The following is a 7,029-nucleotide window of genomic DNA, read 5'->3' as shown; positions in this document are numbered from 1 at the left end:
CTCGCTGCCGCACACCAAATATGCGCTGCCGGCTTATTATATCATCGCACCGGCCGAAGCATCGTCCAACCTCTCCCGCTATGATGGCGTGCGTTACGGTCTGCGCGATCTGCCGGACGGGGCAGGGCTGCAGGACATGTATGCCGCCACTCGCGAAGCCGGCTTCGGTCCGGAAGTGAAGCGCCGGATCATGATCGGGACCTATGTGCTGAGCGCCGGCTATTATGACGCTTATTATACCCAGGCGCAGAAAGTCCGGACTTTGATCTCGCAGGATTTCGACAAGGCATGGAACAGCTGTGATCTGCTGCTGACCCCGACCGCGCCAAGCGCAGCCTTTGGTCTGGGCGAGAAAAGCGACGATCCGCTGGCCATGTATCTCAACGACGTGTTCACCGTGCCCAGCTCGCTGGCCGGACTGCCCGCGATGTCGGTGCCCGCCGGACTGGACGGCAAGGGCTTGCCGCTCGGCCTGCAGATCATCGGCAAGGCGCTGGATGAGCAGAGCGTGTTCAACGCAGGTCTGGCAATCGAGGAACGGGCTGGATTCGTGGCGAAACCGGAACAGTGGTGGTGAAATTTGTTGGGCGAGTTAATCAATGAATTGGTTTTTAAGCCGATATTGTCTGTTTTATTGTGGACCGTCTGGGCTGCAATACTGTGGATATACTGCCTACTAACGTTTCAATTGCATAATTTCAGCAGGTATTTTGATTGGTGGAATAACTTGCTCCTGCATGGAAGAATTAAGCGGAAGAATCCATATGACTGAATCAACATATCGTATCCAGGGTGGAACCGGCGAATGGGAGGTCGTAATCGGCCTTGAAGTCCACGCCCAGATCACCTCCAAATCGAAGCTCTTCTCCGGGGCTTCCACCGAATTTGGCGCAGAACCGAATACGCAGGTCAGTCTCGTCGACGCGGCCATGCCCGGCATGTTGCCGACGCTGAACGGCGAATGCGTCCGTCAGGCTGTGCGCACCGGTCTCGCGATCAATGCGCAGATCAACAAATATTCGCGCTTTGACCGCAAGAATTATTTTTACGCCGATCTGCCGCAGGGATACCAGATATCCCAGCTTTACCATCCGATCGTGGGTGAGGGCGTGATCCAGATTTCGCTCGACGAAAAAGATCCCGATGCTCACGGCAAGGCGATCGGTGTCGAGCGTATCCATATCGAACAGGATGCCGGCAAGCTGATGCACGATCAGCATCCGACCATGTCTTACGTCGATCTCAACCGCTGCGGCGTAGCCTTGATGGAAATCGTCTCCAAGCCGGATATGACTTCGCCCAAGGAAGCCGCGGCCTATGTCCGCAAGCTGCGTTCGATCCTGCGCTATGTCGGGTCATGCGACGGCAATATGGAACAGGGTTCGATGCGCGCCGACGTCAATGTCAGCGTCCGCAAGCCCGGCGGCGAACTCGGCACCCGTACCGAGACCAAGAATGTCAACTCGATGCGCTTCATCCAGGCGGTGATCGAATATGAAGCCCAGCGTCAGGTCGATCTGATCGAGGACGGCGGCGAAGTTGTGCAGGAAACCCGCTTGTTCGATCCGGACAAGAACGAAACACGGTCGATGCGCTCGAAAGAAGACGCGCATGATTACCGCTATTTCCCCGATCCCGACCTGCTGCCGCTGGAACTGGAAGATGATTTCATCTTCGACTGCAAGGCAAGCCTGCCGGAATTGCCGGACGAAAAACGCGCCCGCTACAAGAGCGTGCTCGGTCTGAGCGCCTATAATGCGGCTGTCTTGACCGCAGAGCATGAGACCGCTCTTTGGTTTGAGGAATTGCTCGAAACCACCGACCAGCCCGAAAAAATCGCCAGCAGCGCCGCCAACTGGGTGACGTCCGAACTATTCGGTGCGCTTAACCGGATGGGGCTCGATATCGAGAATAGTCCGGTTTCCCCGGCGCAGGCCGCTGAATTGCTCAGCCTGGTTGCCGACGACACGATTTCCGGCAAAATCGCCAAGCAGGTATTCGAGATCATGCTCGAAACCGGTGAGGGTGCTACGAAAATCGTAGAAGAGCAGGGTTTGAAACAGGAATCCGATACCGGCGCGATCGAGAAAGTCATTGCTGACGTGATGGCCGCCAACGAAGACAAGGTCACCCAATATCGCGGTGGCAAGGACAAGTTGTTCGGTTTCTTTGTCGGTCAGACGATGAAAGCCATGCAGGGCAAGGCCAATCCGCAGGTGGTGAACGAACTCCTCAAGAAGACGCTGGGTTGATTCGTTCGCAAACCACACTTGCCCTCAACGTGCCTTTACGCTAGGCGCGCGGGTCAATCGTACTTCGATAGAGTTTGACGACGTAACTGGGCGGGCGTGGCGGAATTGGTAGACGCGCCAGATTTAGGTTCTGGTATCTTAGGGTGTGGGGGTTCGAGTCCCTTCGCCCGCACCAAGTTTGTCGCAATATCTATTGAAAAACACCGAATTTAAGGCACCAAAGGATAGTCATGCAGATTGTTGAAACGCTGAACGAAGGTCTGAAACGGGCCTATGAAATCAAAATCACCGCGAAAGATATCGAATCGCGGGTTGATGCCGAGGTGCAGAAAATGGCACCGCAGGTGAATATGCCCGGCTTCCGCAAAGGCAAGGTTCCGGCCAATCTTGTGCGCAAGATGCACAATGATGCCCTGATGCAGGACGCGCTCTCGAGCACGATCCAGGAAAGCATCGAGAAGACCATGACGGACAACAAGCTCCGTCCGGCGATGCAGCCTAATGTCAATCTCGACGAAGGCTATGAGCCTGGCAAGGACGCGAACGTCAAGCTGGACCTCGAAATCCTGCCGGACGTCCCGACACCGGATGTCGAAGGTCTGAAGCTGGAACGTCTCCAGGTCGAAGCGGACAAGAAAACCGTTGATGAAGCGCTGCAGAAATTTGCAGAGAGCCAGAAGCAGTTCGAAACCGCAGCCAAATCCTACAAAGCCCAAGTCGGCGATCAATGTCTGATCGATTTCGAAGGCAAGGTAGACGGCGTACCGTTTGACGGCGGCAAGGGCGAAGGCATGGCGATCGAACTGGGCTCCGGCCGTTTGATCCCTGGCTTTGAAGACCAGCTGGTCGGTAAGAAGGCCAATGACGAAGTCCTCGTCAAAGTGACCTTCCCTGACGATTATAATGTCGAAGACCTGAAGGGCAAAGACGCGACGTTCGATGTGGTCATCGGCGAGGTGCAGAAACCAAAGGTTGCCAAGGCCGACGACGAAATGGCGAAATCCATGGGCCTCGAAGGTATTGATCAGCTGACCGAACTGCTCAAGGGGCAGATCGAGCAAGAACTTAACGGCCTGACCCGCACTCATATGAAGCGCAAGCTGCTTGATCAGCTCGCCGCCAATCATGATTTCGAAGTGCCACCGAGCATGGTCGAAGCCGAGTTCAGCCAGATCTGGCAGCAGCTCGAGCAGGAAGCCGCTCAGGATGAAGACGCCGAAGCTGCTCGCAAGGAAATGGAAGACGAGAAAGACGAATATCGCGACATCGCGGTGCGTCGTGTCCGTCTTGGCTTGCTTCTGTCAGAAATCGGCCAGAGCAATGGCGTCGAAGTCAGCCAGCAGGAAATGGGAATGTTGATCCAGCAGGCTGCCCAGCAATATCGTCCGGAAGACCGTGATCGCTTCGTCCAGTATATCCAGCAGGATCAAATGGCCGCAGCTCAGCTTCGTGCGCCAATGTACGAAGACAAGGTCGTCGACTTCCTGTTTGACAAGGCGGAAGTAACCGACCGCAAAGTTACGCGCGAAGAACTGGAAGCTGCAATCGAAGCAGAAGACGAGGCTGAAACCAAGCCAGCAGCCAAGAAAAAAGCACCGGCCAAGAAAGCCGCTGCCAAGAAGCCAGCTGCTAAAAAGGCTCCTGCCAAGGAAGAAGCTGAAAAAGCGCCAGCCAAGAAAGCTGCTTCAAAGAAGGCTCCGGCCAAGGCTGCTGTCGACAAGGCCCCTGCCAAGAAGCCAGCCGCAAAAAAACCGGCTGCCAAAAAGGCGCCGGCCAAGAAATAATATGAATATTCCGCCGGGCAGGGAGAACCTGCCCGGCGGGAATTTTTTTAGAAGCTGACTTCGCTGGCCTTGTTGATGACCGTGCCGAGAATACCATATTTCTTGGCTTCTTCGGTAGACATCCAATAGTCGCGATCAATATCCTTCAATACCCGTTCGAGAGACTGTCCGGTTGCTTCGGCAATCTTGTGGGCAATCCGTTCGCGCATCTTGACGATTTCTTCGGCCTGGATAGCGATATCGGAAGCCTTGCCGCCAGCACCGCCGGATGGCTGGTGGATCAGAAAGCGTGTATTGGGCATGCAGAAACGCTGCTTGGCTGGAACGCCAAGGAAAATATGGGTCGCGATGCTTGCTACCCAGCCGGTGCCAACGACAGCGACGGGAGATTCGATATAGTTGATCAGATCGTGGATCGTGTCCCCGGACTCGACATGGCCACCCGGTGAGTTGATCATCAGGCGGATCGGATCATGGCTGAGATGGTCAAGATACAGCATCTGTGCCGATACTCGTTCTGCCAGTTTTTGATCGACGCCGCCAAAAATCAAAATGGTCCGCGTTTCGAGAAATTTATTCATCATCAAACCCATCGGATTCGGGCCGTCGCTCTCCTCTTCGCTGACAAATGGGGTAATAGATGGCGAAAATGCGGACATATAGCTCTCCTGCGAACGATGGATAAGATGTTTGAAATCCCCATAGACCGAGGATAAAAGGCGCGCAATGTCATGTTGGTGCAATCGGGGGTTGATTGCGGGGCACAGAGTCCAGATATAGGCTGTCAGTAATAAAGGAAATTTCATGAATCCGTTTGATTTTGGCGATCGCAATCCAGTTGTGGACGCCCTTGTTCCGGTTGTTATCGAACAATCCAACCGTGGCGAACGCAGCTTCGACATTTTTTCGCGCCTGCTTCGTGAGCGGATCGTGTTCGTCACCGGGCAGGTTGAAGACGGGATGGCATCGATCATCACCGCGCAATTGCTGTTTCTGGAGTCGGAAAACCCCAAGAAAGATATCTATCTTTACATCAACTCGCCGGGCGGCGTCGTGACCGCCGGCATGGCGATCCACGATACCATGCAATATATCCGTCCCCGGGTCGGTACGGTTTGCGTCGGACAAGCGGCTTCGATGGGCAGCTTCCTGCTCGCAGCTGGTGAACCTGGCATGCGGATGGCAACGACCAACGCCCGGATCATGGTGCACCAGCCCTCCGGCGGCGCGCAGGGCATGGCATCGGATATCGAAATCCAGGCCAAGGAAATCCTCCGGATCCGTGCAAGCATGAACAATCTCTATGCCAAATATACCGGTAAATCGGTGGCCGACATTGAAAAGGCGATGGATCGCGATACTTTCCTCGAGGCTGATGAAGCCAAGGCATTCGGGATTGTCGACGAAGTTTACGACAAGCGTCCGGTACCCACGGAAGATGCTAAATAAGCAGTTAGCGTCACCCTAAACTAAATTTAAGCACTATTTGATAGACTTGGCTTTGCGCTAGGAAAGCCGTGAAAAAAGCGGTGGCATTTTGGAATTTGACGGTTAGATTACAAGGCTATCCGCTTTAGAGGACTTTTTATGACTAAATTGACGGGATCTGATTCGAAGAGCACATTATATTGCTCCTTCTGCGGCAAATCCCAGCATGAAGTCCGCAAGCTGATTGCGGGCCCCACGGTCTTCATCTGTGATGAATGTGTCGAGCTTTGCAACGACATCATCCGCGAGGAAACCAAAGGCACCGTAACCGGCCGCAAGGATGGCGAAGTTCCGACGCCGCAAGAAATCTGCGATGTGTTGAACGATTATGTGATCGGCCAGAAACGCGCAAAACGCGTTCTGTCGGTTGCTGTCCACAATCACTACAAGCGTCTCAACCACGCTGCCAAATCCGGTGATATCGAACTGGCAAAATCCAACATCCTGCTGGTTGGTCCAACCGGCTGCGGCAAAACATTGCTGGCGCAGACCCTGGCGAAGACATTTGACGTGCCTTTCACCATGGCTGACGCGACGACCTTGACCGAAGCCGGCTATGTCGGTGAAGATGTCGAGAATATCATCCTCAAGCTGCTCCAGGCTTCCGACTATAATGTAGAGAAGGCCCAGCGCGGGATTGTCTATATCGACGAAATCGACAAGATCAGCCGTAAAGCTGAAAATCCGTCGATCACTCGCGATGTTTCCGGTGAAGGCGTTCAGCAGGCTTTGCTGAAGTTGATGGAAGGTACCACTGCCAGCGTTCCACCGCAGGGCGGCCGCAAACATCCTCAGCAGGAATTTCTGCAGGTCGATACCACCAACATCCTTTTCATCTGCGGCGGTGCATTTGCTGGTCTGGAAAAGATCATCGGCGATCGCCTTGAAGGAAAATCAATCGGTTTCGGCGCCCATGTGGCGGCTCCGGAAGAACGCCGTGTCGGCGAGCTTCTGGCCCAGGGCGAGCCAGAAGATTTGTTGAAATTCGGCCTTATCCCTGAATTTGTTGGTCGTCTGCCGGTTATCGCAACGCTCGAAGATCTTGATATCGACGCTCTGGTGACGATTCTTCAGGAACCGAAAAACGCGCTGGTGAAGCAGTATAGCAAATTGTTCGAGCTGGAAGACGTCGGTTTGACATTTACCGATGATGCTCTGATCGCGGTTGCCAAGAAAGCGATCGAACGCAAAACCGGTGCACGTGGACTGCGTTCCATCGTCGAGAATATCCTGCTCGATACCATGTTCGACCTGCCCGACTTTGAAGGCGTGGACGAGATCGTGATCGACAAGGATGTTGTCGCTGGCACGAAAGAGCCGGTGAAGGTGATCGCGAAGAGCAGCAAGGCGAAGAAGGAAGACGCCGCTTAACTGTTTGCTCGGTTAATCCCGGGATCGATTATATTGATAGAGCTAAGGCCGTGTCGCATCTGCGATGCGGCTTTTGCTTTTTGAGCGGGCGCGCATCGCTATTCCTCATCGCCGCATTGCCACCTTCGCGGCGG

General features: G+C 54.4%; 6 protein-coding genes and 1 tRNA gene. 6 read left to right on the top strand and 1 reads right to left on the bottom strand.

All coding sequences use genetic code 11. The features are described from left to right. From V7680_RS03080 to tig, 4 genes are all read left to right on the top strand, one after another. The coding region (locus V7680_RS03080; RefSeq protein WP_335651815.1) for an amidase family protein at positions 1 to 577 on the top strand (577 nt) is incomplete at its 5' end. A 187-nt stretch (positions 578 to 764) separates the two neighbouring features. Next, on the top strand, positions 765 to 2,252 hold the full coding sequence (gene gatB / locus V7680_RS03075) for an Asp-tRNA(Asn)/Glu-tRNA(Gln) amidotransferase subunit GatB (RefSeq protein ID WP_335651814.1): 1,488 nt from the start codon (positions 765 to 767) through the stop codon (positions 2,250 to 2,252). A 90-nt stretch (positions 2,253 to 2,342) separates the two neighbouring features. Continuing rightward, a tRNA-Leu gene (locus tag V7680_RS03070) sits at positions 2,343 to 2,427 on the top strand. Between the two features lie 55 nt (positions 2,428 to 2,482). Then, the gene (gene tig / locus V7680_RS03065) at positions 2,483 to 4,036 is read left to right on the top strand and encodes a trigger factor (protein ID WP_335651813.1); all 1,554 of its coding nucleotides are present in this window, start codon (positions 2,483 to 2,485) and stop codon (positions 4,034 to 4,036) included. 47 nt (positions 4,037 to 4,083) lie between these two features. On the opposite strand, the gene V7680_RS03060 is transcribed toward tig, so the two are convergent. Next, on the bottom strand, positions 4,084 to 4,695 hold the full coding sequence (locus tag V7680_RS03060; protein ID WP_335651812.1) for an ATP-dependent Clp protease proteolytic subunit: 612 nt from the start codon (positions 4,693 to 4,695) through the stop codon (positions 4,084 to 4,086). Between the two features lie 145 nt (positions 4,696 to 4,840). On the opposite strand from V7680_RS03060, the gene V7680_RS03055 reads away from it, so the two are divergent. Next, positions 4,841 to 5,485, top strand: coding sequence for an ATP-dependent Clp protease proteolytic subunit (locus V7680_RS03055; RefSeq protein WP_335651811.1), 645 nt, complete (start codon positions 4,841 to 4,843; stop codon positions 5,483 to 5,485). A gap of 138 nt (positions 5,486 to 5,623) precedes the next feature. Next, positions 5,624 to 6,895 (top strand): ATP-dependent Clp protease ATP-binding subunit ClpX, encoded by a 1,272-nt coding sequence (gene clpX / locus V7680_RS03050; protein WP_335651810.1) that lies wholly within the window; start codon positions 5,624 to 5,626, stop codon positions 6,893 to 6,895. The last annotated feature ends 134 nt before the right edge of the window (positions 6,896 to 7,029 follow it).

Source organism: Parasphingorhabdus sp. (assembly GCF_036963705.1).
Taxonomy (GTDB): Bacteria; Pseudomonadota; Alphaproteobacteria; order Sphingomonadales; family Sphingomonadaceae; genus Parasphingorhabdus.
Note: the sequence above shows the minus strand (reverse complement) of the source record. Positions and strands in the feature narration are given on the sequence as shown.